This is a genomic window from Saccharothrix tamanrassetensis (assembly GCF_014203665.1).
Taxonomy (GTDB): domain Bacteria; phylum Actinomycetota; class Actinomycetes; order Mycobacteriales; family Pseudonocardiaceae; genus Actinosynnema; species Actinosynnema tamanrassetense.
This window is the reverse complement of the sequence record NZ_JACHJN010000002.1, coordinates 286968-311565: the sequence shown is the minus strand read 5'-3', so window position 1 is coordinate 311565 and position 24598 is coordinate 286968. Positions and strand designations below refer to the sequence as shown.

Below are 24598 nucleotides of genomic sequence, written 5' to 3'. Positions count from 1 at the left end.
CGTGGGCGCGCCTGGGTGCAAGCGCTTGCGCCTCAGCCGGCGGGCGTGAGGGCCAACTGGCGGGCCTGGCAGACGAGGCGGCCGGTCGAGTCGATCACCACGGCGTCCTCGTCGAACCACTGGCCGTGCACGGCGGTGCAGGACACCTGCACCCGCAGCCAGCCGGGAGCCGGATCGGCTCTGAGCAGCGCGGTCAACTGCACGGTCGGGGACCAGCCGAAACGGCCGAGGTTGAAGGTCACGGGCATGGAGATGTCGCCGGCGATGAGCGCGAAATAGGGGTCCGGGCGTTCCCCGAGAGGACGAACCCAAAGGCGCAGCACCAGCGGATCACCGGAGCGACCGGTGAGGAATCCCGCGCCTTCCTTGTCCAGCCGGACATCGCACACCGAGCCCAATTTGTACACACCGCCCGGCCCCAAATTCGCCAGGTCGACGGCATCCGCGGGCGGTGCGGCGGGAACGTCGGGGAGGTCCACGTAATCCGGGGTCTGCGACGGAATCCGGCCGACCGTGACCGTTGATTCGACGCAACTCCGGCCGCGTTGTTCCAGAGTGGACGAGACGATCGTGGCCGTGCGCCCCGCCTTGCGGATCTCGGTCCGCAGCAGCACGGGACCGACCTCCGGCGCGCGCAGGAACTGCGCGCTCACCGCCAGGGGGTTCAGGTCCTCCGTGCCGGGCATGGCCACCGCCGCCGAGTGCACCGCTGCCCGTGCCGCCAGCGCGAGCAGGAAGCCGCCGTGGGGTTTGGGGCCGATGGTCCACTCGGCGGGGAGGGTCGCGGTGTAGGTGCCGTCGCCCAACGGGCGCACGGCACTGGCTAGCGAGAACGACACGGAACTCCTCAAGAACGGCCGGCCAGCGAACGCAGGAAGAACGCCACGTTGGCCGGGCGTTCGGCCAGCCTGCGCATCAGGTATCCGTACCACTGCTCGCCGAAGGGGACGTACACCCGCACGACGTGGCCTTCGGCCGTGAGGCGGGCCTGTTCGGACGGGCGGACGCCGTACAGCATCTGGTACTCGAAGTCCTCCGGCGCCTTGTCGTGCCAACGGGCGCGTTCGGCGACGATCTCGATCAGCCTCGGGTCGTGGGTGGCGAACATCGGGTAGCCGCTCCCCGACAGCAGCACGTTCGCGCAGCGCACGTAGTTCAGGTCGACCTCGTGCGGGTCGGTGTGGGCCACGGACGCGGGTTCGGCGTAGGCGCCCTTGCACAGGCGGACACGGGAGCCCGCCAGGGCGCGGCAGTCGTCCAGCGTCCGCCGCAGGTAGGCCTGGAGGACGGCACCGGTCGACGGCCACGAGCGGTGCAGTTCGGCGAGCACGCGCAAGGTCGAGTCGGTGGTGGTGTGGTCTTCCATGTCCAGCGTGACGGTGGTCCCGCCCTGTTCCGCGGCGGCGCAGATGCGGGACGCGTTGTCCAGCGCGAGCCGTTCGTCCAGGGACTGGCCCACGGCCGACAGCTTGACGCTCACCTCGGCGTCGACCGCCAGCCCGGTGTCGTGCAGCTGGTCCAGCAGGGTCAGGTAGGACTGGACGGTCCGTTCCGCGAGCCCGCGGTCGGTGGTGTCCTCGCCCAGGTAGTCCAGGGTGACCCTCAGGCCGTTCTCGACCAGGTCACCGGTCACGTCGAGGGCCGACGCGACCGTCTCGCCCGCCACGAAACGGCGCACCACCTCGCGGCTGACCGGCGCGGTCGCGACGGCTCGCCGTACCGCGTCGTTGCCCGCGGCGGCGAGGATCAACGAGCGCAACGGATTCACGATCAAGACCCTAGTCGCTACTTGACGGGAAAGCAGCGGGTCAGAGGTGCAGGCGGGCGAAAAGCAGCGACTCGGCGAGCAGTTCGCGGCGCTCGACGGCTGTCCGCGCTTTGCGGGTGTTGACCTCCAGCACGACCTGCCCGCCGAAGCCCGAACGGCGCAGGCTCCGGCACAGTTCGGCGCAGGGCTGGTTGCCCCGTCCGGGGATCAGGTGTTCGTCCTTCGGCAGGCCCGTGCCATCGGCCAGGTGGACGTGGGCGAGGCCGTCACCCATCCGCTTGGCCAATTCCATCGTGTCCGCGTGCGCCGCGGAGGCGTGCGACAGGTCCAGCGTGTAGTTGCGGTGGCCGACGTCGGTCGGGTCGATGGACGGCCGGAACGCGGTGACCTGCACGGAACGGCCACGGCCGAGCTTGCGCCGCACCGGGAACATGTTCTCCACCGCGATGGCGACGCCGCTCTCGTCCTCCAGCTCGACCACCAGGTCGGCGAACCCCTCGGCGTACCGGCGCTGCCACAGGAACGGCGGGTGCACCACCACCGTGCGGGCTCCCAGCTCCTGCGCGGCCGCCACGCTGCGCCGCAGGCGCTCCGCCGGGTCCGGGGACCAGACGCGCTGGCTGATCAGCAGGCACGGGGCGTGCACGGCGAGCACGGGCACGGTGCGGTTCGCCAGCCGTCGCAGCGCCCCGACGTCCTGGCTGACCGGGTCGGCCCACACCATGACCTCGACGCCGTCGTAGCCGAGGTCCGCGGCGGCCTCGAACGCGGTGCCCGCCGGCTGCGGCCACACCGCCGCGGTGGACAGCCCGACCGGGATCAAGACTTCACCAGCAGCATCGCCGCTGGTGACACCGTGACGATCAGGCCGACCAGCACGGCCAGGATGGTGGTCTGGAGGTCGTCCGCGCGGCGGATCCTGCGCACCAGCATGACCAGCCCGACGGTGACCGCGAGCGCCACCACCAGCGCGGCGGGCGCGAGGGTCCGCCACAGGAAGCTGAAGCCCAGCCACAGCGCCGCGCCGCCGAGCACGCCGATCGCCAGCTGGCCGATCATGACCAGCCACTCCTTGCCCGGCGAACGGTCCTCGGGCTCCTCCGGGTCGACGTCGGCGAGCCCGGCGGGCTCCTCGTCGTCGAAGCCGGCGGCGTCCCGGCGCGGGTAGTCGTCCTCGTCGTCCTCCTCGTCCAGGTCGACGTACGGGTGGAACTGGGTGCTCTCCGGCTCGGCCGCGCGCTCCTCGTCCTCGTCGTCGCCGAACCAGTCCTCGGCGGACTGGTCGGGCAGCGGCTCCGGCAGCCGGGCCGGCGCGGGCGGCACGATCAGCACGGACTCGGTGGGCAGCGACTCCAGCGGCACGTTCGGCGTGAGCTTGTCGGTGATGCGCGGCAGGATCTCGGTCGCCGGCTCGCGCACCGGCGGCTTCCCGGCGGGCGGGGGTGCGCCGGGGCGCACCAGGTTCGCGCGGGACGCGTCGGCGGGCGGCGGCTTCAGCGCCCCCGGCGGCGGGCCGAGGCCCGCCTGCGGGACGTTCGGCTTCGGCGGGTTGGGCCGGGTGGGCTCACCGGCGTAGTCGTACTCGTCGCCGTCCGCGTACGCGTCGCCCGCGTAGTCGTCGACGATCGGCGGGACCTGGCGGGTCTCCTCGGCGGGGTTCGGCGCGGGCGGCACCCGGCGGCGGTCGGCCGGTGCCTGGTCCGGCCTGGCCGACGGGTCCAACCGGGCCGACGGGTCGAGCCGGCCGGCGGGGGACGTCGGCGGCGGGTCGAGCCGGGCGGCCGGCGGCTCGGGCCGGGCGTACGGCGGTTCGTGCCGGCCGGGCGGCTCGGGCCGGGCGTGCGGCGCACCGGCGGGCTGCTCGGGGCGGACCGAGGGCGTGGGCGGCTCCGGCCGGACCGGCGGCTGGTAGGCGGTGCGCTCGGCCTCGCCGGGGCCGGGGCGTCCGCGTTGCGGCAGCGGAGGGGCCGCGACCGGCGGGGGCAGCGGAGGCGCGGCGGAGGTGGGCGGTGCGGGTTCGTACCCGGACTCGTACCCCGGTTCGTCGCGCTCGTACCCCGGTTCGTCGCGGATCGGCAGCAGCCGGCCGCTGTCCGAGTTGACCCGGTCGATGATCGCCTGGGGAGCGGTGTCCGAGGCGTCCTCGGCGCGGCGGCGTCGCCGACGCGGCGTCACCTCGCCGGAGCCCCCGCCGTACTGGGCGAGCAACTCCGCGACGGTGCGCTGGGTCTGCTCCGACTCGCTCTCTCGACTCATCAACTCCACCGTGCCCCGTGGCGGCCAGTCCGTCCAGTGTCACCCGACCGCCGGCCGCGGGCCGCGGGGGTGTCCTGTCCCGCGCCGTCGTCCGACCCGTTGGTGTGATCCAGCCGACGCAGGATGACACCTTCCCGCAGCGCCCAGGGGCAAATCTCCAACTCGCCGAGTGACAGGGCTCGCATGGTGGCCTCCGCCACCAGGGCCCCCGCCACCAGCTGGTGGGCCCGGCTCGCGCTCACGCCCTCCAGCTCGGCGAGGTCGTGCGCGGACATCCGGGAGATGAAGCCGGTGAGTTGGCGCAGGCCGGCGTGGGTGAGCACGCGGCGGGCGCGGGGACCGGCCGACGACGGGGCGGCGCCGGTGAGCCGGGCCAGCGTCCGGAACGTCTTTGACGTCGCAACCACCCGATCGGGCGAACCCACCCGCCGCAGCTTCTTCGCCACCGGGGCGAGCTGGTCGTCCAGCCACTCGGTGGTCTCGTTGATCTCCGCCCGGCTCGGCGGGTCGTGCCGGAACCGGGTCCGGGTCAGCCGGCCCGCGCCCAGCGGCACCGAGAACGCCTCCTCGGGCTTCTCGTCCACGCCGACCGCGAGCTCCAGCGAGCCGCCCCCGATGTCCAGGCTCAGCAGCCGCCCGGCGGACCACCCGTACCAGCGGCGCACCGCCAGGAACGTGTAGCGGGCCTCGTCCTCGCCGGAGAGCACCTCCAGCTCCACGCCGGTCTCGCTGCGCACCCGGTCGAGCACCTCGGCCGAGTTGCCCGCCTCGCGCACCGCCGACGTGGCGAACGCCATCAGGTCCTCGCAGCCCAGCCGGGCCGCCGACGCCTTGGTGGCCGCGACGGTGCGCACCAGCTGGTCCGCACCCGCCTTGGTGAGCAGCCCGTTGCCGTCGAGCTGCTCGGCGAGCCGCAGCACGGACTTCTCCGAACTCATCGGCGTCGGGTGGGCACCCCGATGGGCGTCCACCACCAAGAGGTGGACGGTGTTGGACCCGACATCAAGCACCCCTAGGCGCACGGCGTGCACCGTACCCGGTCGGGTGGGTCAGGACTCGAACTTGTAGCCCAGTCCGCGCACGGTCACCAGGTGGCGCGGCGCGGACGGGTCGGGTTCGATCTTCGAGCGCAGCCGCTTGACGTGCACGTCCAGCGTCTTGGTGTCGCCGACGTAGTCCGCGCCCCACACCCGGTCGATGAGCTGGCCCCTGGTGAGCACCCGGCCGACGTTGCGCAGCAGGTACTCCAGCAGGTCGAACTCCTTCAGCGGCAGGTTGACCTCGCCGCCGTCCACCGTCACGACGTGCCGCTCGACGTCCATCCGGACCGGCCCCGCCTCCAGGACCTGCGGCAACAGCTCCTCGGACTCGCCGCCCCGGCGCAGCACGGCGCGGATCCGGGCGATCAGCTCGCGCGCCGAGTACGGCTTGGTGACGTAGTCGTCCGCGCCCAGTTCCAGACCGACCACCTTGTCGATCTCGCTGTCCCGCGCAGTGACCATGATCACGGGCACGGCCGAGCGGGCGCGCAGCTGCTTGCACACGTCGGTGCCGCTCATGCCGGGCAGCATCAGGTCGAGCAGCACGATGTCGGCGCCGTTGCGGTCGAACTCCTCCAGCGCCTCCTGGCCGGTGGCCGCGAGGGCCGCGGTGAAGCCCTCCTTGCGCAGCAGGAAGGCGAGCGGATCGGCGAAGGACTCCTCGTCCTCCACGATGAGCACCCTGGTCACAGCTCTCCTCCGGGTTTGCCCGCGCCGGTCGGCACAGGGACTGCGAGTTCCGGCTTGGGCAGGTCGGCGGTGCGCTCGTCCCGGTCGGGGTGCGCCGGGATGCGCAGGGTGAACGTGGAGCCGGTGCCGGGCAGGCTCCACAGCTTCACCTCGCCGCCGTGGTTGGCGGCGACGTGCTTGACGATGGCCAGGCCGAGCCCGGTGCCGCCGGTGGCGCGCGAGCGGGCCTTGTCCACCCGGTAGAAGCGTTCGAACACGCGGGTCTGCTGGTCCTCGGCGATGCCGATGCCCCGGTCGGTGACCGCGATCTCCACGAAGCCCCCGACCAGCTTGCGGCTGACCGACACCGGGCTGCCCGGCGGCGAGTACGCGACCGCGTTGTCCAGCAGGTTGCTCAGCGCGGTGACCAGCAGCGTCCGGTCGCCCTCCACCTCCAGCCCGCTCGGCTCGTCGGTGGCGACCTCGATGCCGGCGGACTCGGCGGCCAGCTTCGAGCGGCTCATCGCCTCGTTGATCACCACGTCCACCTCCACCCGGTGCAGCTCGGGCAGCTTCTCCGCGCCCTGGAGCCTGGACAGCGCGATCAGCTCGGTGACCAGGGTGCCCAGCCGGGTGGCCTCCTGCATGATCTTGGCGCTGAACCGGCGCACCTCCTCCTGGTCGTCGGCGGCGTCCAGGACGGCCTCCGCGAGCAGGGCGAGCGCGCCGACCGGGGTCTTGAGCTCGTGGCTGACGTTGGCCACGAAGTCGCGCCGGGTGGCTTCCAGGCGGACCGCCTCGGACTCGTCGGAGGCGTCCACCACGACGAAGCCGTCGGTGATCACCTTGACCTTGGCGTGCACCGCCTCCGGCTGGCGGCCCTTGACCTCCAGCGAGGACAGGTCGACGTGCACCACCTCGCCGGTCTGCCGGGACAGCTCGGCCGCCCGCCGGGCCCGGTCGTCGACGCGGTTGTTGCGCACGACGCCGAGTTCCTCGGCGCGCGGGTTGTGCAGCACGACGTCCCCGAACACGTTGAGGACGACGATGCCGTCGTGGGAGGACTGGACCACCATGGCCATGAGGTCGGCGACGGTGAGGCCGGCGGGGCGTTCGGTGCGGGGGGCGGTGGCCCGGCCGACCAGAAAGGCCGCGCCGCCGATCAGCAGAGCGCCGATCGACAGGACGAGGTAACCCGTTGCGGTCACGGACGCATCGTAAGCAGGTCAGGCCGGGTGCGGCCTAGCCCGCAGGCGTGGTTCGTGATACCGGCGACACCGTCCGGCACCGATGTTTTCTTCCAGGACGGTTTCAGTTCACCCAATCGTGTCCGACCGGGTGGGGTCCTGTTCGGACAGCGTCCGCCGGGCGGACGCCCGGTCCTCGTTCAGGTGTCGCCCGGACGACGTACCGGAAGTCGGCGGGCGGGGCGACGGGCACGCGGACGCGCGAAGGGGGACGGCCCGGCGGGCCGTCCCCCTTCGGCGATCGGTGCCTACCTGCCCTGGTTGGCCACGGCCTTGATCGCGTTCGCCGCCGCGTCCGGATCCAGGTAGGTGCCGCCGGGGTTGAGCGGCTTGAGGGCCTCGTCCAGGTCGTAGCGCAGCGGGATGCCGGTCGGGATGTTCAGGCCGGCGATGTCGTCGTCCGAGATGCCGTCCAGGTGCTTGACCAGCGCGCGCAGCGAATTGCCGTGCGCGGCGACCAGCACCGTCCGGCCCGCGCGCAGGTCCGGCACGACCGCCGACTCCCAGTACGGGATCATCCGCTTCACCACGTCCAGCAGGCACTCGGTGAGCGGCAGGTCGGGGCCGAGGTCGGCGTAGCGCGGGTCGGCGTCCTGGCCGAACTCGGCGCCCGGAGCGATCGGCGGCGGCGGGGTGTCGTAGGACCGGCGCCAGAGCATGAACTGCTCCTCGCCGAACTCCGCCAGGGTCTGCTTCTTGTTCTTGCCCTGCAGCGCGCCGTAGTGCCGCTCGTTGAGCCGCCAGTCGCGGCGCACCGGGATCCAGTGGCGGTCGGCCTTGTCCAGCGCGAGGTTGGCCGTGGCGATGGCGCGGCGCAGCAGCGACGTGTGCACCACCTCGGGCAGGATGCCCGCCTCCCGCAGCAGCACGCCGCCGCGCTCGGCCTCCTTCACGCCCTTCTCCGACAGGGGGACGTCCACCCAGCCGGTGAACAGGTTCTCCGCGTTCCACACGCTCTCGCCGTGGCGGAGCAGCACCAGGGTTCCGACAGCCATGGCCGCAAGCCTGCCAGATGACCGCCGGTGGGCGGCATCCGCTGTGACGGCCGACGCTGGATCGATACCGTTGACCTCGAGCTAACTGGAGGTCATAGCGTCGCACCCGCTGATGAGGAGGGGTACCCATGACCTATCTGGTGACCGGCGCGACCGGGCGGGCGGGACGGCACGTGGTGGCGCACCTGCTGCGGGACGGGCACCGGGTCCGGGCGCTGACCCGCGACCCGGCGCGGGCCGACCTGCCCGGGGTGGAGGTGGTGCGCGGCGACCTGACCGATCCGGGCACGTTGGAGGAGGCGTTCGCGGGGGTCACCGGCGTGCACCTGCTCACCGTGGGCGGTGACGACTACGCGACGTTGACCACCGGGCCGGAGATCGTGGCGCTGGCCGCGGCCTCCGGGGTGCGGCGGGTGTCCGTGCTGTGGAACGGGGTGCCGGGGCCGGTGGAGGAGGCCGTCGAAGGCAGCGGGCTGGAGTGGACGGTGCTGCAGCCGACGGACTTCATGGGCAACACGTTGACGTGGGCCGAGCGGATCCGGGCGACGGGGGTGGTGGACGAGCCGTTCGCCGACGTGCGGACGGCCGTGGTGGACGAGGGCGATGTCGGCGCGGTCGCGGCGGCGGTGCTCACGCGGGAGGGGCACGCGGGGCGGCACTACCCGCTCACCGGGCCGGAAGCGTTGTCGCCGCGGGAGAAGCTGGCGCTCATCGGCACGGCGATCGGGCGTCCGCTGACGTTCCAGGAGCTGTCCCGCGACCAGGCCCGCGAGCGGTCGCGGCAGGCCGGCCTGTCCGCCGAACTGGTGGAGCTCCTCCTGTCGTGGCACGGAGATCCGCCGCCCGAGGCGTACACCGTGACGTCGGCGGTGCGGGACGTGCTGGGCCGTCCCGCGCGGTCCTTCGCGTCCTGGGCGGCCGAGCACGCCGCCGCGTTCCGCTAGCGCGCCCTTCGGTCGGCCCACCGCTCGGGGAGGTTCCGCGCGCGTTGCGCTTCACCTTGCTGTGACGCGGCGAGGCCCCCGGCAGGTGGCCGGGGGCCTCGCCGGCACGTCGGGGATCAGCCGCCGAGGGGGCCGAGCACCGGGGCGAGCAGCTTGGTCACGGGCGTGAGCAGGCCGCCCACGCTCGCGTTGCCGCCCAACACGCCCAGCGGGTTGGCCTGGGCGGCCGGGGCGGTGAGGATGAGAGCGGCCGTCGTCGCCACGACGAGCTTGCCGAGGGTGCGCATGTGAACTCCGAACAGTCAATGTGCAGGAACAACCGAACATGCTCGCGGTGGCCGGCCGGCCCTGCGACCCGAAGCCCGATGATCGACCCGTCCGGGTGACGGGGTCCGCGGTCGCGCGGTCCGGCCCGCGATCGCGCCACCACCCCTCCGGACGGCGGCGGTCCGCAGTTCTGCGCCTTCGTCCACGCCCCGATGCCGGACGATGTCCGGGAACGGAGGGCGGACGTTGCCGGACTCGGACTTCTTCATCTCCTACACCAGCGAGGACCGCGCGTGGGCGGAGTGGATCGCGTGGCAGCTCGAGCAGGACGGCTACCGCGTGCTCATCCAGGCGTGGGACATGGTGCCGGGCAGCAACTGGGTGCACCGGATGCAGGCGGGCGTCCGGGAGAGCAGCCGGACCGTCGCCGTGCTGTCCCGGACGTACCTGTCCTCGGTGTACGGCCAGGCCGAGTGGCACGCGGCGTGGCGCGACGACCCGTTGGGCGAGCGGCAGCAGTTGCTCGTGCTGCGCGTCGAGGACTGCGAGCGCCCCGGTCTGCTCGGCGCGGTCGTGTCGGTCGACCTGTTCGGCGTCGACGAGGCCGCGTCCCGCAGGCGGCTGCACGAGGCGGTGCGCGGCGCGCTCACCGGACGGCTGAAACCGTCGGTGCCGCCCGGTTTTCCGGGTGGGCCGAGGGCGGTCACCGTGCGGCCGCAGTTCCCCGGCGCGTTGGCGGAGATCTGGCACGTGCCCGCGCGCAACCCGGCGTTCACCGGCCGGGAAGCCGAACTGTCGTTGCTGCACAAGGCTTTCCGAACCGGTGCGACCGTGCACGCGCTGCTCGGCATGGCGGGCGTCGGCAAGTCGCAGCTCATGGTCGAGTACGCGCACCGGCACTCGGCCGACTTCGACGTGGTGTGGTGGATCCCCGCCGAGGACCCCGCCCTGATCCCCGACCACCTGGCCGCGCTCGGCCGCGAGCTGGGTGCGCCCGACGGCGCGCTGACCGGGCTGCGCGACCGGCAGCGGTGGCTGGTGGTGTTCGACGACGCGGACGACCCGGCCGCCGTGCGCGACCACCTGCCGCCCGGCTCCGGCCTGGTGGTGGTCACCACCCGCCGCAACGGTTTCCGGGCGCTCGGCGAGGTGGTGGAACTCGGCGTGCTCGACCGGCCGGACAGCGTCGCCCTGGTCAGGCGCCGGCTGCCGGCGGTGTCCGGCGAGGACGCCGACCGGCTGGCGGCGGCGCTGGGCGACCTGCCGCTGGCGATCGAGCAGACCTCCGCCTACATGGACGTCACCGGCGTCCCGGTGCCCGGCTACCTGGAACTGCTGCGCACCGACGCGGCCGCGCTGATCCGCCAGGGCCACGTCCGACACCACCGGGGAACCCTTGCCACGCTGTGGAACCCGGCCCTCCGCGCGTTGGCGCGCGAGCACCCGGCGGCCCGGCAACTGCTCGGCGTGCTGGTCCACCTCGCCCCCGAACCGGTCCCGCTGGACCTGTTCACCGCACACCCGGAGGTGCTGCCGCCGCCGCTGGCCGCGGCGGTCACCCGGCCGGTCGAGTTCGCCAACGCCGTCGGCGCGCTGGTCGACCACTACCTGGTCCGCCGCACGGCCGGCGAACTGCGGTTCGCGCACGACCTGGTGCGGCACTCGGTACGGGTCGCGCTGTCCCGCGAGCACGACGACGCGCCGGGGCTGTCGGGGATGCGGGTGCCCGGACCGTTCACCGACATGCCGCTGATCGCGCTGGACCTGCTGGCCGCGCACCTGCCCGGCCGGATCGCCGACGCACCGGAGGACCTGTCGCGCTGGCAGGCCCTGCTGCCCCACGTGCTGGCCGCGTGCGCCGCCGACCACCCGACCTCGGCCACCGCCTGGCTGCTCGACCGCGCGGCGACGTTCCTGCACGTCCACGACCGTCCCGAGGAAGCCGAACCGCTGTTCGCGCGGGCCGTGGCGATCGCCGAGACCGTCTACGGGCCGGAGCACCCGAACGTCGCCACCTGCCTGACCAACTACGGCGGCCTGCTGCGCGACCTGGGCCGCCCCGCCGATGCCCTGCCCCTGCTGGAACGCGCCCGCGCCGTCGACTCGGTGTCCGAGCCCGGACCCCGTTCGGTGGCCGCCAACCTGAGCGGCATCGGGCTCGTGCTGCTGGACCTGGGCCGGCCGGGCGAGGCGCGCCCGGTGCTCGAAGACGCGTTCGCCATCACGCTGGAGGCCAACGGGCCCGGCCACCCCGACGTCGCCGTCGCACGGCGCAGGCTGGAGGCCGCCGCCGAGTCCGAAGCGGCGGCGGCCTATCACCGGCGGAGCCCCCCTCTCGCCCGGAAGCGCCTACGGGGGTGAGCGCTGACGACCTCACCCGTCCGGTCTCGACGGGACGGGCCTCGGCGCCGTGGTGTGACGCGGAGCGGCCGACGCTCGGCCGGGACCGATGGAGGCCCCGGCAGTGGACCACTGCCGGGGCTGTCGCCGATCACCCGGTCAACTGGCCTCGCGCGCCCGCAGGTCCTTCCGCAGGATCTTGCCCGAGGCCGACTTCGGGATGGCTCCGATGAACTCCACGACGCGCACCTTCTTGTGCGGCGCCACGTGTTCCGCCACGAACGACATCACGCCGTCGGCGTCCAGGGCAGCTCCCGCCTGGAGCACGACGAACGCCTTGGGCACCTCTTCGCCCTCGCCGTCGCGCACCCCGACCACGGCCGCGTCGGCGATGTCCGGGTGGGTGAGCAGCAGCGCCTCCAACTCGGCCGGCGGCACCTGGTAGCCCTTGTACTTGATCAGCTCCTTCACCCGGTCCACGATGCTGACCAGGCCGTCGGAGTCGATCACGGCCACGTCGCCGGTGTGCAGCCAGCCCTCGTCGTCCAGCGTGGCCGCGGTGGCGTCGGGGTCGTTCAGGTAGCCCTTCATCACGTTCGGGCCGCGGCACCACAGTTCGCCTCGTTCGCCGACGCCCACGTCCTCGCCGGTCGCCGGGTCGACGAAGCGGCACTCCATGTTCGGCGCGATGACGCCGACCGTGCCGACCGAGATGTCGTCGCGGTCGTCCGGGATGGCGTGGCTGACCGGGCTCATCTCGGTCATGCCGTAGCCCTGCGAGACGCGGCAGCCCAGGCGCTTGGCCACGGCCGCCGCCAGGTCGACGTCGAGCGGGGCGGCGCCGGAGAAGACGGTGTCGATGCCGGACAGGTCGTACTGGTCCACCAACGGGTGCTTGGCCAGCGCCACGGCCAGCGGGGGCGCGATGTAGACGCGGTCGGTGCGGTGGTCCTGGATCACGCGGAGGAACTCGGGCAGCTCGAACTTCGGCAGCGTGACCACGGTCGCGCCCACGTGCAGGCCGTTGTTCATCAGCACCTGCATGCCGTAGATGTGGAAGAACGGCAGCACGGCGAGGATGCGGGTGGTGTCGCCGACCTTCAGCAGCGGGCCGCACTGCACGATGTTCGCGACCAGGTTGCGGTGGGTCAGCATGACGCCCTTGGCCCGCCCGGTGGTGCCGGAGGAGTAGGGCAGCACGGCCACGTCCTCGGCCGGGTCGATGCTCACCCCGGGCACCGGGCCGGTCGAGCCGAGCAGCTCGGTGAGGCTCGGGTAGCCCTCGGCCCGGTCCAGCACCACCACGTCGGCGACGCCCGCCCGCGCCGCCCCCGGAGCGGCGTTGGGCAGCAGCACGGACACCGTGAACAGCATCTTCGCGCCCGCGTCGGTCAGCTGGTGCGCCACCTCGTCCGCGGTGTACAGGGCGTTGATGGTGGTGGCGGTCGCGCCGGCGCGGAGGATGCCGTGGAAGACGACCGCGTAGTACGGGGTGTTGGGGCTGAGGATGCCGACCACGTCGCCCTTGCCGATGCCCCGTTCGGCCAGCGCCGCGGCGAGGCGGTCGACGGCTCCGGCGAGCTGGGCGTAGGTGAGGGACGCGCCTGACGAACCGTCGACCAGCGCCACCCGGTCCGCGCGGTCGCCGAGGTCGGCGAACAGCAGCTCGTGCAGCGAGACGTCGGGGAGGTCGACATCGGGGAACGGACTGCGGAACACCATGCGGCAGCCTCACTTACTCGTTGGTAATGCCGATCTCGCCATCGTGAGCCACGACACATCGCCGGTCAAGGAAATCCGATGATCACAACGGCGTTACGCAGCTACGCCGATACCACTCGAATGGAGTATCGCCGGCTCTTGTGGTGATCGACGGCCATCTGCCAAGTTGACAGAGCCGAACGGGTCGGCTCCCACGCACTCCGACGACCTGCTCGGCACCACCGCGGTTTGCCATCCCCCCGTCGAACCGCGGGCCCGCTGGGATCGTCGGGCTCCCCCCGCCCGGATCCACCAGCAGCGGGGAACTGACGTGGGGCGGCTTGAGCTCGTGACTCCCCCTCTCTCCCAAGCCGCCCCGCGCTCCCGCGCGCTGTCACTCCCGGTAGCTCTTCGCCCGGCAGCCCGCCTCGTCCGGGTATCAGGGCGTGACCGCGGCCCGCCGCCGACGCCGCCACACGAGGTACCCGATCAGCGGCGTGCCGAGCACCAGGGCGAACGGCAGAGCCGCTCCGATCACGACGAGCAACCACGCCACCGCGCCCACCAGCGCGTCCCAGCCGCCCGCCAGCGCGGTCAGGAAGTTCTCCTCCTCCGGCACGCCGGGCGTGGTGCCCGAGGACCGCACGGTCACGGTCAACGTCGACATGGCGACCTGTCCCTTGAGCGAGTCGTAGCGCCGCTGGAGCGACTCCAGCTCGGACTGCCGCTTGGTCAGCTCGGACTCGATCTGGGTGATCTCCGAGGTGGTGGAGGCCCGCTCCAGCAGCCCGCGCACCCGCTCCACACTGGCCCGCTGGTTCGCCAGCCGCGCCTCGACGTCCACCACCTGCTCGGTCACGTCCTCGGTGCGCACCTCGCGCCGCGCCACGTCCACGCCGGACAGCTCGGTCAACGACTTGAGCACCGCGTCGAGCCGGTCCCCGGGCACCCGCAAGGTCACCGTGCCGTGGTTCTTGGTGGCGTTCTCCTGCGCCGGGAACCCGCCCTCCGCGATGGCCAGTTCCTTGACCTTCGCCAACACGGTCGTGACGTCGGGCGTGCGCAGCTCCACCGACGCGGTGCGGATCAGCTGCCGGTTCTGCGCGACCGACTCGGCCGCCGTGTTCTCCTGCTGCGCCCCCGGCGGGCTCTTGGTCTGCGCGCCCGCACGGCCCGGCGTGGCCTGCTCGGCCTGCGGCGCGACGGCCGCCTGGGAATCACCGCCGCCGTCACTCGACGAACACCCGGCCAACGCCAGCAACGCCAGCGCCGCTATCGCGAATCCCGCCCGTCTGCCCATGGTCCCCTCCTGTGGTCGCGTCCCCCGTGGGACGGACCTCGGCAGGGGGCCAGTTGCCCGGCGACGATCACGATTAGGACACCGGGCGCGTTCTCAGGACTCGGACACCAGGTGCTGGAACGCCTTCAGGTTGGCCAGCGACTCCCCGCGCGAGACCCGCCAGTCCCACTCGCGCCGGATCGCTCCCTTGAACCCGATCTCCAGCAGCGTGTTGAAGTCCCCGTCGGCCGCTTCGACGACCTGTCCCAGGACGCGGTCCAGCTCATCCGCCGTCACGGCGTGCAGGGCGATCCGACCCACCAGGTAGATGTCGCCACGAGCGTCCAACGTGTAGTGCACGCCGTAGAGCTTCGCGTTGCGCCGCAACAAGAACCGGTACACGTCCTGGTGCGCCTCGTCCGGCTTGCGGCACACGAACGCCTCCACCACCAGCGCGTGCCGGCCGGCCACCAGCCAGCAGTTGGTCTGCAGCTTCTTCGTGCCCGGCAGCGTCACGAAGAACTTCCCCGGCTCCGGGTGCTGGTAAACCAGCTCCCGTTCGTCCAGAGCGGACCCGACGACCTCGTCCACGCTCAAGCGAAAACCTCCTCGCGGAACACGTCCCGTGCCTGGGCGTACCCCGCCAGCAGTGAATCAGTCGTGCGCTCCCAGGAGAACCGGCGGGCGTGCCCGACCGCGTTGGCGGCCAACTCCTCCCGGTACGCGCGGTGCAGCACGAGGGACTCCAGCGCGCGCGCCCACGGGCCGGCCTCGTGCCCTTCGACCAGCAGGCCCGACACGCCGTCCCGGACGGCCACCGGCAGCCCGCCGACCGCCGCCGCGACCACCGGTGTGCCGCACGCCTGCGCCTCCAGCGCCACCAGCCCGAACGACTCGTTGTAGCTGGGCACGGCGACCACGTCGGCCGCCCGGTACACCTCGGCCAGCGCCTCGCCGCCCTGCGGCGGCAGGAACCGCACCACGTCCGCGATGCCCAGCTCGGCGGCCAGCCGCTTCAGCTCGGCGGGCGTCTTCACCCCGGAGCCGGACGGTCCGCCGACGATCATCACCACCAGCCGATCGCGCAGCCGCGGCGCGTGGAACAGCAGCTCGGCGGCGGCCCGCACCAGCACGTCCGGGGCCTTCAGCGGCTGGATGCGCCCCACGAACGCGAGCACCACGGCGTCCGGGCGCAACCCGAGCGCGGACCGCGCGGCGCCCCGGTCGCCCGGGGTGAACCGGTCCAGGTCCACGCCCGGCGGCACGACCATCACCTTCGCCGGGTCCGCGTCGTACAGCTTGATCAGCTCTTCCGCCTCGACCTCGGTGTTCGCCACCAGCCGGTCGGCCTCCGCGGCCACCTGCTCCTCGCCGATCAGCCGCATCCGGGGCTCCGGCAGGTCGCACGAGGCGAGGTTCGCGTTCTTCACCTTGGCCAGCGTGTGCGCGGTGTGCACCAGCGGCACCGCCCAGCGTTCCCGCGCCAGCCAGCCGACCTGGCCGGACAGCCAGTAGTGCGAGTGCACCACGTCGTAGTGGCCCGGCTCGTGCCGTGCCTCGGCCCGCAGCACGCCCGCGGTGAACGCGCACAGCTGGCCCGGCAGCTCCTCCTTGCCCAGGCCCTCGAACGGCCCGGCCACCACGTGCCGCACCTTCACGCCCGGCGCGAGTTCGGCGACCGGCGGCAGCTCGGAGGAGGTGGCGCGGGTGAAGATCTCCACCTCGATGCCGCGCCGCGCCATCCGGGTGGCGGTCTGCACGATGTAGACGTTCATGCCGCCCGCGTCGCCCGTGCCGGGCTGCTCCAGCGGCGAGGTGTGCACGGACAGCACCGCGACCCGCTTCACCGGCCGACCTCCGCGACGAACGCGGCCAGGTCCGCGGCGAACCGCTCGGGGCGCTCCAGGAACGGCGTGTGCCCGATGCCCTCGTACCAGCGCAACTCGGCTCCGGGGATGGTGGCCGCCGCGTACTCGCCGGCGGCCGGGTCGACCACCTCGTCGGCGGTCCCGTGCACCACCAGTGTCGGCTTGTCCACCGCCTCGAGCACCTCGGCGCTGCCCACGTCCCGCCGGAACAGCTCGCCGCGCACCCGTGACGGCACCCGCAGCGCGGTGCCCAGCAGGCGCTGCACCGCGTCACCGGGCAGACCGGGCGCCTGCTCGACGCAGAACCGGTGCAGCGCCGGCACGGCCACCGCCGGGTCCTCGGACAGCGCGGCGGGCAGCGCCTCGCGCATCACCCGGCCGCTGCGCCCACCCGGCCGGTCGCGGCCGATCTCGGTGATCGCGCCCACCAGCACCAGGCCGTCCACCTCGGACGTGCCGTGCGCGCGCAGGTAGTCGGCGATCACCAGGCCGCCGTAGGACCAGCCGACCAGCACCGCCGGACCGGTGTGGTCGAGCACGGTGCGCAGGTCGTCGGCCCACGTCGCGGAGTCCCGGTAGCCGGTGTCCGGCACCTCCGACTCGCCGTGGCCCCGCAGGTCGACCGCGTGCGCGTGGAAGGCCGGGTCCGCGAGCTGGTGCGACCACGCCTCCCCGGACTGCGCCCAGCCGTGCACCAGCACCACGGCCGGGCCGTGCGCGGGCCCCGCCTCGCGGACGGACAGCCGCACGCCCTCGGCGGTGAGGAGAGAAGTCAGCACGCCCATTCACAACGCGCGCGCCGACTCATCACTTCCCGATGTATGCGCACATCACAACACCGGTCCGGGTCAGAGCGCGGACATCGTCTGCCACTGCGACCACGGGATCTGCCAGTCGTACCAGTCGTACTGCGCGGGCAGCGTGGTGATCGAGCCGGTGACCTCCACCGGGTCGCCCACCAGGGCGCTGTCGTAGTACGCCTTGGCGTCGGCCTCCAGCAGGTTCGCGCAGCCGTGCGAGGTGTTGTTCCGGCCGATGTTGGCCGCGTTGTCGTTGTTCTCGTGGATGAACTCGCCGTGGTTGGAGAACCGGACGGCCCACTTCTTCAGCACGTTGGTGTAGCCGTAGCGCGGGTTGTCGAAGCTGAACTGCGGGTCCTTCTGCATCACCACGAACGTGCCGTTCGGGGTGGTCAGCTCCGCGTCGGCGTCCTTGCCGAACGACGCCGGGTAGGTCGCCACGGTCGCGCCGTCGCGCTGCACCACGAGCTGGTGCGACGGGGTGTCGATCTTCACGACCTGGTTGCGGCCGATGGTGAAGTCGCTGGTCACATCGGCCTTGCCGTACGCGCCGCCGCCGTAGGGGACGCCGTAGAGCTTGGCCTCGACGTGCACCTTCGTGTTCGCCGGCCAGTACGTCTCGGGCCGGTAGTGCACCTCGCGGGAGTTCAGCCAGGCCCAGCTGCCCTTGACGTTGGCCGAGTTGGTCACGGTCAGCGCCTTCTCCGCACTGGCCCGGTCGGCCACGTCCGCCTCGAACCGGACCATGATCGGGATCGCGACGCCGACCGTCTGGTCGTCGCCGGGGAACAGCGTGGCACGCACCTGCGAGGCGGCGTTGAGCGTGGTGAACGCGCCCTTGAGCTCGACCTTCCTGCCGTCGGTGCCGGTGGCCTGGCCCGCGTAGGTGTAGCTCTTGCCGAAGCCGAGCGGCTCGGCGCTGGCCCAGGTCTTCTTGTCCGGGCCGAGCTTGCCCTCCACCGGCTCCCCCTCCGGGTTCGCCAGCGTGACCTGGTCGATCGTGCCCTCGGCGACGCTGACCTGGACCGGCACGTTGACCGGCACCTCGGTCGCGCCGTCGGCGGGGACGGTGGTGAACTTCGCCACCGGCGGCTTGTCGCCGCCCTCGGGCTTGGCGTCGCCCGGTGCCACCTGGGCGGAGCAGCCGGCGAGGACCACCACACCCAGCAGCAGGGCCGTGAGTTTCTTGCGCACTGTTCGACCTCCCGAACGAAGGACGTGCACGGGGGCTTTCGGTGCGAGTGATCCGCAACACACACCTAGGATCACCGCTGTGACCCGTCCTATCGCAGTCGTCACCGGAGCCAGCGCGGGAATCGGTGAGGCCACCGCCCGCAGGCTCGCCGCCGAAGGCTTCCACGTCGTGCTGGCCGCCCGGCGGCTCGACCTGCTCAAGACTATCGCGGATGACATCGGCGGCACGGCGGTCGAGCTGGACGTGACCTCCGCCTCGTCGGTCGACGCGCTCGTCGGAGCGGTCCCCGACGTGCGGGTACTGGTCAACAACGCCGGCGGCGCACGCGGCCTGGACCCGGTGGCGTCCGCCGACGAGGACGACTGGCGGTGGATGTGGGAGACCAACGTCCTCGGCACGCTGCGCGTCACCAAGGGCCTGCTGCCCGCGCTGATCGCGTCCGGCGACGGCCACATCGTGACCGTGACGTCGGTGGCCGCGTACGAGGCGTACGACAACGGCTCGGGCTACACCTCCGCCAAGCACGCCCAGTCCGCCCTGCACCGCACGCTGCGGGGTGAGCTGCTGGGGCAGCCCGTGCGGGTGACCGAGGTGCTGCCGGGGATGGTGGAGACCGACTTCTCGGTCAACCGCTTCGAGGGCGACGCCGAGCGGGCGGCGGCCGTCTACGCGGGCGTGACCCCGCTGACCGCGGACGACGTGGCCGACGTGATCGCGTTCGCGGTGACCAGGCCGTCGCACGTGAATCTGGACTCCATCGTGCTCAAGCCCCGCGCCCAGGCGTCCGCGACGCGGGTGCACCGGGACTGAGCGCTGCTCCCGGGTTCTTCGCCAGGACGGCCACGTCCTCATCGGAGGCGTCCGCGTAGCTGCTCGGCGTACCCGAGCCGGTCGGGTCGGGGCCAGTCCGATGTGGGTCACGGCTCCACCGACAGCAGATCCACGTCGAGCTGGTCGAGCACGGCGGCGATGGGGTTGGCGAACCCGCGGTGCCTGCTGCCGCCGCAGTACAGACCCACCACGCGGTTGTCGTCGTCCAGCAGCACGGCCCCCGAGTCGCCGTGGTCGGCGAACGCACCCTCCACCCGGATCTGGTCCCGCAGCGTCCGCACGCCCAGCCCCACCCCGAAGTCCAACCTGATCGCGGCGTCGGTCGACGCGACCACGCCCTCGGTCAGCGCCGTCGTCCGCCCGCGCTTGCGCACCCGTTGCCCCACGTGCGCTTTCCCCTGCCCCGCAACAGGACCGACCCCGACCACCTCGGGGCGCCAGCGCGGTGTGGTGAGCAGGATCGCCGCCGCGTCCACGGTCGCGGACAACGCGGCCCGCGCCAACACCCCGATCTGGTCCCGGTACGGGTGCCCACCGTCGACTCGGGACGGGTGCACCATCGGATCGCCGACCGCCCAGGCGTCGTCCACGCAGGCCACGTGGAACGAGGTCAGCGCCATCGTCCGCCGCCTGCCGCGCGGCCTGAGCAACGCGCCCAGCGTCCCCGCCACCAGGTAGTCGTCCGCTTCGGCGACGTCCGGCGGGACGAACCGCACCGCCCGGCTCGGCCCGACCCCGATGCCGCCGATCAGCAGCTCGTGCCGCTCCGCGCCGCTCACGCCCTCCGGGGACGCCAGCGTGTGGTGCGGGAGGAACGCGTCCTCCACGACGTCGGTGGGCACGCCGAGGACGTCCGGCGGAATCGTGAACTGCGCGGCCCGTCCTTTTCGGCGCACGTAGACCACGATCGCCGGCACACCGACCGGCCGACCGCCGACGACCTTCTCGCCTATGTCCACCCCGACCACACCGGGCCGGCTAAGGAAGTCGTCCTCGACCAGCCGCTTGATCGGCCTGACCGCGTCCCGCCCGTCGCCCGCCATGACGACCTCCAACTACCTCTGACCTCCATGAAACGCGAGGAGTCAGAATTCGTCACACGCAGTCACCCGTTCGGCCGTTCGGCCGTTCTGCCGTTTCCCCCATCGCTTCCCGAACGCACCGCTTCCCGGCACGCCGCCGGCGCGCAGGCGTGGTCGACGGTGGTGAACTCGGCGTCCCCTTCGAGCAGTGCGGCGTCGAGCCGGATGCTCAGGTTGCCGAGCGCACGAGTGCCTTGCCGCACAACGGGATCGGCGCGCTATCCGTCACGGGACGCGGGCTCACGACAGGTCGCAGCCCACCAGCACCGGTTCGGGGTGGAGTTCCACGCCGAAGGCCGTCCGCACGCCGTCGCGGACCTCACGGGCCAGGTCGAGCAGGTCCTGGGTGGACGCCCCGCCGCGGTTGGTCAGGGCCAGCGTGTGCTTGCTCGACAGCCCGACCCGGCCGCCCGCACCGCGATGCCCCTTGGTGAACCCGGCCCGTTCGATCAGCCAGGCCGCGGAGAGCTTGTGGTGCCCGGCACCCGCCGGGTAGGTCGGCACCTCGATGTGGCGGCCCAGCCGCTCGGCGATCCGGATCAGCACGCCGGCCAGCGTCGAGTCGTCCAGCAGCGGGTTGGTGAAGAACGACCCCGCGCTCCACGTGTCGTGGTCGGCCGCGTCGAGCACCATCCCCTTGCCGCGCCGCAACTCCAGCACCGCCTTGCGGGCCGCGTCGGCAGGCACCCGGGCCCCCTGCGGAACCCCCAGGACGCGAGCCAGCTCGGCGTACCGGATGGGCGCGGACTGACCGCCCGACGTCAGCGCGAACCGCGCCCGCAGCACGACCGCCTGGTCGGTGCCCTTGAGCACACTCGTCCGGTAGGCCAACCCCAGCGACTCGGCCGGCAGCTGGTGCACCCGCCCGGTACGGCGGTCCAGCAGGTCGACCGACGTCAGGACCTGCGAGATCTCCACGCCGTAGGCCCCGACGTTCTGCACGGGCGTGGCGCCGACCAGCCCCGGGACGCCGGACAGGCACTCCAGCCCGCCCAGCCCCTGCGACACGGCCTCGGCGACGACGGAGTCCCAGTCCTCGCCCGCCTCCACGGTGAGCTGCACCAGCCCGTCCCCCAGCGGGTCCAGGCGGCGCCCCTGGGTGCCGACCTGCACGACGGTCCCCGCGAAGCCCGCATCGGAGATCACCAGGTTCGATCCGCCACCGAGCAGCAGCACGGGCTCGCCGGACGCGTCGAGCGCGCGCACGGCTTCGACCAGCTCGGCAGCCGTGGCCGCGCGCACGAACCGCGCCGCCGGGCCACCGAGCCGCAGCGTGGTGCGCTCGGCGAGCGGCACGCGGACGCGCACCTGGGCACTGGACAGCGGGGTGGTCACGGCCGTCAACGGTAGCCTCCGCGCCATGGCACGCCGCATCGAGCACCTGACGACGTCCCGCTGGCCCGCGTCGGACGTGTACGCCGCCCTGGTGGACGAGACCTACCTGCGCGACCGACTGGACGTCCTGGGCGGCAGTGACGCCGCGCTGGTGGCGTTCACCCGGACCGACGCGACGACGTCGTACCAGCTCAAGCAAGGTGTGCCCGCCGACAAGCTGCCTTCGGTGGCGCGCGGGGTGCTGGGCGGCGACCTGGTGATCGACCGCGCCGAGTCGTGGACCGAGGCCGGGCACACCGGGACCGTCGAGGTGACCCTGAACGGCGTGCCGGGGCGGCTGGACGGCACGATCACGCTGGCCGACGTGGCCGGGAACGGCAGCGAACTCACCCTCGTGGGTCAGGTCAAGGTGGGTATCCCGCTGATCGGCGGCAAGCTGGAGTCGCTGATCGCCGAGCAGGTGGCCCTGCTGCTGGACAAGGAAGCCGAGTTCACCACCGAATGGCTCGCCCGCCGCGCCTAGCCGCGGGCCGGGCCCGTGCGCTCGGCCTGCCGACCAGGGGAACGACCAACCCGAACCGCCTCCGCCGGGTCGACCGGTGGGTCCACCACACCTACCGCGCGCTCGTCGAACGATCCGACGACCCCTTGGTGGTCGACCTGGGCTACGGCTCCTCCCCGGTGACCACGGTCGAGCTGGCGGCCCGGCTGCGCCCGCTCAACCCGGAGCTGCGCGTGCTCGGGCTGGAGCTGGACGCCGAACGCGTCGCGGCGGGTGAAGCAGCGGCCGACCCTCCCCGGCTGGAGTTCCGGCGCGGCGGTTTCGAACTCGCCGGACGCCGTCCGCTGCTGCTGCGCGCGTTCAACGTGCTCCGCCAGTACACCGAGGAACAGGCGGCGGAAGCGTGGGCGACCATGCTCGGCCGCCTCGCGCCCGGCGGCGTGCTGGTGGAAGGCACGTGCGACGAGATCGGCCGGCGCTGCTCGTGGGTCGCGCTCACCGCGGACGGTCCGCGGACGTTCACCTTCTCCTGCCTGCCCGCCGACCTGGAGACTCCGGGCGACCTCGCCGAACGGCTGCCCAAGGCGTTGATCCACCGCAACGTGCCCGGCGAGCGCGTGCACGCCCTGCTCACCGAACTCGACGCGTGCTGGGCCACCGCCGCCACGTTCGCCCCGTTCGGACCGCGCGCCCGCTGGGTGGAGACGATCACCCTGCTGGCCCGGCGCGGCTGGCCGGTGCTGGACGGCCGGAAGCGGTGGCGGCTGGGCGAGGTGACCGTGCCTTGGGAGTCCGTCCGGCCGCGCTGACCCTCTAAGGTCGAAGGGGTGGAACACCAGGACTTCCTCACCCACGCGCGCGCCCAGTACCTGGCGCTGCGCGCCGCCGCGACCGCCGCCGGGCCGGAGGCGCCGGTGCCCACCTGCCCCGGCTGGAACGTGCACGAGCTGGTGCGCCACCTGGCGGGCGCCTACTCCTGGGGACTGGCCGCCCTGCGCACCCCGGCCGACGGCGAGCGCCCGCACGCCGAGCCCCGCCCGGAGGGCTGGGAGGACCTGCTGGCGTGGTGGGACGACCGGTTCACCGAGCTGGACCACGTGCTGGCCGAGGCCGACCCGGACACGCCGGCGTGGACGTTCGCCGGGCCGAAGACGGTCGGTTTCTGGGCGCGCCGGCTGGCCCACGAGACCGCCGTCCACCGGCTGGACGTCGAGCACGCCCTGCACGGCCCCGAGGTGCCGACCCTGCTGTTCGACTCCGAGTTCGCGGCCGACGGCGTGGACGAGTACCTGACCCGGCTGCTGGTGCGGGCCGCTCGGCGCAGCCCGATCGAACGGGAGGGCCGGCTGCTGTTCCACGCCGCCGACGCGGGCCGGGCGTGGGAGCTGCGCGTCGCGCCCGGCGAGGCTCCGGTGGCGGGCCCGATCACCGACGCGGCGACCGACGGGGACACCGCGGTCGCGGGCACCGCCGACGCGCTCTACCGGGTGGCGTGGGGCCGGCCCAGCGGCGCGATCGTGACCGGCGACAGGTCGCTGCTCGACGCGCTGCCCCGACCGTAGATACTGCTGAACCGTGCCTCAGCCCGAACGACGCTACGTGATCACCTTCGGCTGCCCGGACCGCACCGGCATCGTGGCCAGGATCTCCTCGTTCCTGGCCGAGCACGGCGGCTGGATCATCGAGGCGGCCTACCACACGGACCCGACGACCAACTGGTTCTTCACCCGCCAGGAGGTGCGCGCGGACTCGCTGCCGTTCGGCGTGGCGGAGCTGCGCGAGCGGTTCGGCCGGATCGCCCGCGAGCTGGGCGCGAACGCCAACTGGCGGGTCACCGACACCGGCGAGCGCCGGCGCGTGGTGCTGCTGGTGTCCAAGGAGGGGCACTGCCTGTACGACCTGCTGGGGCGGGTCGCCTCGCACGAGCTGGACGTGGACGTGTCGGCGGTGATCGGCAACCACTCCGACCTGGCGGGCATCACCCGGGCGCACGGCATCCCGTTCCACCACGTGCCGTTCCCGGCGAACGACCCCGAGGGCAGGCAGGCGGCGTTCGCCCAGCTGCGGCAGCTGGTGGACGTGCACCGGCCGCACGCCGTGGTGCTGGCGCGGTTCATGCAGATCCTGCCGACCGAGCTGTGCGCGGACTGGGCGGGGCGGGCGCTGAACATCCACCACAGCTTCCTGCCGTCGTTCGTCGGCGCCCGGCCGTACCACCAGGCGCACGGCCGGGGCGTGAAGCTGGTCGGCGCCACCTGCCACTACGTGACCGCCGAGCTGGACCAAGGCCCGATCATCGAGCAGGACGTGATCCGGGTGGACCACACCGACTCGATCCCCGACATGGTGCGCAAGGGGCGGGACATCGAGAAGGTGGTGCTGGCGCGCGGTCTGCGCTGGCACCTGGAGGACCGGGTCCTGGTGCACGGCAACCAGACCGTCATCTTCTAGCCGGGCCGGCCGAGTCGTCCGATCGGTG

Annotated in this window: 24 protein-coding genes; 7 read left to right on the top strand and 17 right to left on the bottom strand. The window is 72.8% G+C overall.

The annotated features are described in order from the left end of the window. Positions 1–32: 32 nt before the first annotated feature. The 8 genes from FHS29_RS06320 to FHS29_RS06285 all read right to left on the bottom strand — a co-directional run bounded on the left by FHS29_RS06320 (position 33) and on the right by FHS29_RS06285 (position 7975). A complete protein-coding gene (locus tag FHS29_RS06320; protein WP_184689165.1) occupies positions 33–839 on the bottom strand; it encodes a thioesterase family protein in 807 nt (268 codons plus the stop codon). 8 nt (positions 840–847) lie between these two features. Beyond that, entirely contained in the window at positions 848–1768 is a 921-nt protein-coding gene (locus FHS29_RS06315) for a proline dehydrogenase family protein (protein ID WP_184689163.1), read from the bottom strand. Positions 1769–1808: 40 nt separating this feature from the next. Further along, positions 1809–2591 carry a sugar phosphate isomerase/epimerase family protein gene (locus tag FHS29_RS06310; RefSeq protein ID WP_184689161.1) on the bottom strand — a complete coding sequence of 261 codons (783 nt, stop codon included), beginning with the start codon at positions 2589–2591 and terminating at the stop codon, positions 1809–1811. Beyond that, positions 2588–4024: an Rv0497 family membrane protein gene (locus tag FHS29_RS06305; RefSeq protein ID WP_184689158.1), complete on the bottom strand. Its 1437-nt coding sequence runs from the start codon at positions 4022–4024 to the stop codon at positions 2588–2590. Before FHS29_RS06305 ends, FHS29_RS06310 begins: the two co-directional genes overlap by 4 nt. After that, positions 4024–5046 (bottom strand): Ppx/GppA phosphatase family protein, encoded by a 1023-nt coding sequence (locus tag FHS29_RS06300; protein ID WP_184689156.1) that lies wholly within the window; start codon positions 5044–5046, stop codon positions 4024–4026. Before FHS29_RS06300 ends, FHS29_RS06305 begins: the two co-directional genes overlap by 1 nt. A gap of 27 nt (positions 5047–5073) precedes the next feature. Then, on the bottom strand, positions 5074–5754 hold the full coding sequence (locus FHS29_RS06295) for a response regulator (RefSeq protein WP_184689154.1): 681 nt from the start codon (positions 5752–5754) through the stop codon (positions 5074–5076). Continuing rightward, the gene (locus FHS29_RS06290; RefSeq protein ID WP_184689152.1) at positions 5751–6941 is read right to left on the bottom strand and encodes a sensor histidine kinase; all 1191 of its coding nucleotides are present in this window, start codon (positions 6939–6941) and stop codon (positions 5751–5753) included. The genes FHS29_RS06295 and FHS29_RS06290 overlap by 4 nt, the downstream gene beginning before the upstream one ends. A gap of 287 nt (positions 6942–7228) precedes the next feature. Next, positions 7229–7975: a phosphoglyceromutase gene (locus FHS29_RS06285; protein ID WP_184689150.1), complete on the bottom strand. Its 747-nt coding sequence runs from the start codon at positions 7973–7975 to the stop codon at positions 7229–7231. Between the two features lie 128 nt (positions 7976–8103). On the opposite strand from FHS29_RS06285, the gene FHS29_RS06280 reads away from it, so the two are divergent. Beyond that, positions 8104–8919 (top strand): NmrA family NAD(P)-binding protein, encoded by an 816-nt coding sequence (locus FHS29_RS06280; RefSeq protein WP_184689148.1) that lies wholly within the window; start codon positions 8104–8106, stop codon positions 8917–8919. A 116-nt stretch (positions 8920–9035) separates the two neighbouring features. Here the strand turns inward: FHS29_RS06280 and FHS29_RS06275 are convergent, their stop codons facing one another. Further along, positions 9036–9206, bottom strand: coding sequence for a hypothetical protein (locus FHS29_RS06275; RefSeq protein WP_184689146.1), 171 nt, complete (start codon positions 9204–9206; stop codon positions 9036–9038). A gap of 202 nt (positions 9207–9408) precedes the next feature. Here FHS29_RS06275 and FHS29_RS06270 point away from each other — a divergent pair, with 202 nt between their 5' ends. Continuing rightward, complete coding sequence (locus FHS29_RS06270; protein WP_184689143.1) at positions 9409–11547, top strand: tetratricopeptide repeat protein; 2139 nt, start codon at positions 9409–9411, stop codon at positions 11545–11547. Positions 11548–11685: 138 nt separating this feature from the next. On the opposite strand, the gene FHS29_RS06265 is transcribed toward FHS29_RS06270, so the two are convergent. The 6 genes from FHS29_RS06265 to FHS29_RS06240 all read right to left on the bottom strand — a co-directional run bounded on the left by FHS29_RS06265 (position 11686) and on the right by FHS29_RS06240 (position 18368). Next, the gene (locus tag FHS29_RS06265; protein WP_184689141.1) at positions 11686–13248 is read right to left on the bottom strand and encodes a 4-coumarate--CoA ligase family protein; all 1563 of its coding nucleotides are present in this window, start codon (positions 13246–13248) and stop codon (positions 11686–11688) included. Between the two features lie 418 nt (positions 13249–13666). Further along, positions 13667–14527, bottom strand: a complete 861-nt coding sequence (locus FHS29_RS06260; RefSeq protein WP_184689139.1) for a DUF4349 domain-containing protein — start codon at positions 14525–14527, stop codon at positions 13667–13669. Between the two features lie 93 nt (positions 14528–14620). Continuing rightward, a complete protein-coding gene (locus FHS29_RS06255; RefSeq protein WP_184689137.1) occupies positions 14621–15103 on the bottom strand; it encodes a type III secretion system chaperone family protein in 483 nt (160 codons plus the stop codon). Further along, positions 15100–16353 (bottom strand): D-inositol-3-phosphate glycosyltransferase, encoded by a 1254-nt coding sequence (mshA, locus tag FHS29_RS06250; protein ID WP_184689135.1) that lies wholly within the window; start codon positions 16351–16353, stop codon positions 15100–15102. Before mshA ends, FHS29_RS06255 begins: the two co-directional genes overlap by 4 nt. Further along, positions 16350–17153, bottom strand: a complete 804-nt coding sequence (locus FHS29_RS06245; RefSeq protein ID WP_312864784.1) for an alpha/beta fold hydrolase — start codon at positions 17151–17153, stop codon at positions 16350–16352. Before FHS29_RS06245 ends, mshA begins: the two co-directional genes overlap by 4 nt. A gap of 69 nt (positions 17154–17222) precedes the next feature. Next, positions 17223–18368, bottom strand: a complete 1146-nt coding sequence (locus tag FHS29_RS06240) for a L,D-transpeptidase (protein ID WP_184689131.1) — start codon at positions 18366–18368, stop codon at positions 17223–17225. A gap of 79 nt (positions 18369–18447) precedes the next feature. Between FHS29_RS06240 and FHS29_RS06235 the strand changes: the two genes are divergently transcribed. Continuing rightward, positions 18448–19179: an SDR family NAD(P)-dependent oxidoreductase gene (locus tag FHS29_RS06235; protein WP_184689128.1), complete on the top strand. Its 732-nt coding sequence runs from the start codon at positions 18448–18450 to the stop codon at positions 19177–19179. A gap of 107 nt (positions 19180–19286) precedes the next feature. Here the strand turns inward: FHS29_RS06235 and FHS29_RS06230 are convergent, their stop codons facing one another. Then, complete coding sequence (locus tag FHS29_RS06230) at positions 19287–20255, bottom strand: chymotrypsin family serine protease (RefSeq protein WP_246439998.1); 969 nt, start codon at positions 20253–20255, stop codon at positions 19287–19289. Positions 20256–20522: 267 nt separating this feature from the next. Then, positions 20523–21656 carry a UDP-N-acetylmuramate dehydrogenase gene (locus FHS29_RS06225; protein ID WP_246439996.1) on the bottom strand — a complete coding sequence of 378 codons (1134 nt, stop codon included), beginning with the start codon at positions 21654–21656 and terminating at the stop codon, positions 20523–20525. On the opposite strand from FHS29_RS06225, the gene FHS29_RS06220 reads away from it, so the two are divergent. From FHS29_RS06220 to purU, 4 genes are read left to right on the top strand one after another with little or no spacing between them, the layout of a single operon-like run. Next, complete coding sequence (locus tag FHS29_RS06220; protein WP_184689123.1) at positions 21643–22140, top strand: DUF2505 domain-containing protein; 498 nt, start codon at positions 21643–21645, stop codon at positions 22138–22140. The genes FHS29_RS06225 and FHS29_RS06220 overlap by 14 nt on opposite strands. Continuing rightward, positions 22119–22928: a class I SAM-dependent methyltransferase gene (locus FHS29_RS06215; protein WP_184689120.1), complete on the top strand. Its 810-nt coding sequence runs from the start codon at positions 22119–22121 to the stop codon at positions 22926–22928. Before FHS29_RS06220 ends, FHS29_RS06215 begins: the two co-directional genes overlap by 22 nt. Positions 22929–22946: 18 nt before the next feature. Continuing rightward, positions 22947–23681: a maleylpyruvate isomerase family mycothiol-dependent enzyme gene (locus FHS29_RS06210; RefSeq protein ID WP_184689118.1), complete on the top strand. Its 735-nt coding sequence runs from the start codon at positions 22947–22949 to the stop codon at positions 23679–23681. A gap of 13 nt (positions 23682–23694) precedes the next feature. After that, positions 23695–24570 (top strand): formyltetrahydrofolate deformylase, encoded by an 876-nt coding sequence (purU, locus tag FHS29_RS06205; RefSeq protein WP_184689115.1) that lies wholly within the window; start codon positions 23695–23697, stop codon positions 24568–24570. Positions 24571–24598: the final 28 nt, after the last annotated feature.